We start from the raw sequence: 1,434 nt of genomic DNA, 5'->3' as shown, positions 1-1,434 counted from the left end.
TGCTGTAAACCACCCCAGAGGCTCGTGGTTGGCTTGCCAACTGCAGGGCTACTAAAAGCCCGCTCTGTACTGCTTTAGCGGTCGGAGTCGGGTAGTTTACGAAGCAGCCGTTGACGTCCGCGGTGCGGAGCCCAATCCCTGGAGCTCCAGGATCTGCTGATAGGTGTTGCTGCGGAACCAACGCTCGATTTCTCTGGCCCGTAGCACCGGCAGCGGATGGGTGCGCCCCACCGTTTGCATCTGCTTCAGCTCCATCTGCCACAGATCCCCGTCCAGCTCGTCGTAAGTACGGGCCTGCTCCAAAAAGGCGTCCACGTTCAGCTTGGAGGCCAATTGCGGGGATCCCCCACACAATTTCATCAACACCGAGATCACCGTCTTGGCATCTTGGGCTACCAACAGCGCCGCCCGGTCACAGGTAAACTCGGCACACCGCAGCCAGTGCATCAGTTGATCCTGCAACGCCTGATAAAACAACCCCCCGAAGGGGAGCAAGCTGGTGGAGAGCATGAGAATGTTGGCCATCGTCAAGTAGACCCCGTGATTGCACTTCAAGTGGCCCAACTCATGAGCGATCACGGCCTGAATTTCCGGCGGCTCCAACAGATCCAGCAGAGAGCTGTGCAAGACAATGAAGGGCTTTTTCCCCTGCATGGCAAAGGTGTAAGCATTGGGCGTGGGGTTCTGCCGCACGTAGAGCTGGGGCACCTCCAGATCCAAGATGCGACAGGCCTGCACCAAAAGCTGATGAATTTCCGGCAACTGATGCTCGTTAATTTGGATGCTGGAAGCAATGTTGTCCAGATAAAATATCTGTCCTGCCGTTGAGCCAAGCCAATTTTGAATCAGCAGGCCCAGCCCCGGCACTTGCTGCAGAGAGCGGGTGGCTTGCAGATCCACGGGATGACGAAATTGGTCGGCCCGCAGGCCCAACAGAATGCGAGGTTCTCGTTGAATGGACGACATAGACAATAGACAACAGAGGGAGAAAGGACTTCGGTTACAACTCGTAGGGCACAAACTGGCGGTGGCGATTCAACAAAAATAGCCGCTCCGGCGGCGGATCCGGCAGGGTCGGGTAGTTTACTAAAATCAAACGGGTTTTCTCCAGAGGGGATCTCCCAATAGACCACATGATCTTGAATGCGAGTGCCATCGGTAACAAAGCGCCCAGTATCGGCGGCAGCACGCTCAGCGCGGCGATAGAGTCGCCCTTGCCAGGTCAAGTGCGGGGGCAGCCCCAATCCCAAAAACAGTTGCTGCTGACTTGATTCCTGGTTGAACACCGCCTGCGGGCAATCTGCCCAGATCCTTGCCAGATCTGCCGGTTGGGGAGCAGCATGAGCCTCTGCATCGGCTGGAGTTACCTGATACATTCACGCTGAACTCTCCTGAACATGGTTCAGGAAAGAAGCGATCGCATCCTGCCTATCT

The 1,434-nt window shown here is 56.3% G+C and carries 2 protein-coding genes; both read right to left on the bottom strand.

Annotation, left to right across the window (positions count from 1 at the left end; all coding sequences use genetic code 11):
• Positions 1–96: 96 nt before the first annotated feature.
• Positions 97–966, bottom strand: coding sequence for a M48 family metallopeptidase (locus NW840_RS13515; RefSeq protein ID WP_011433741.1), 870 nt, complete (start codon positions 964–966; stop codon positions 97–99).
• Between the two features lie 34 nt (positions 967–1,000).
• Complete coding sequence (locus NW840_RS13510) at positions 1,001–1,135, bottom strand: hypothetical protein (protein WP_414344832.1); 135 nt, start codon at positions 1,133–1,135, stop codon at positions 1,001–1,003.
• Positions 1,136–1,434: the final 299 nt, after the last annotated feature.

Origin of the sequence: Synechococcus sp. R5-13, from assembly GCF_047462015.1 — a bacterium.
Taxonomy (GTDB): Bacteria; Cyanobacteriota; Cyanobacteriia; order Thermostichales; family Thermostichaceae; genus Thermostichus.
The sequence above is the reverse complement of the archived record's forward strand: the minus strand, read 5'-3'. Positions and strand labels throughout refer to the sequence as shown.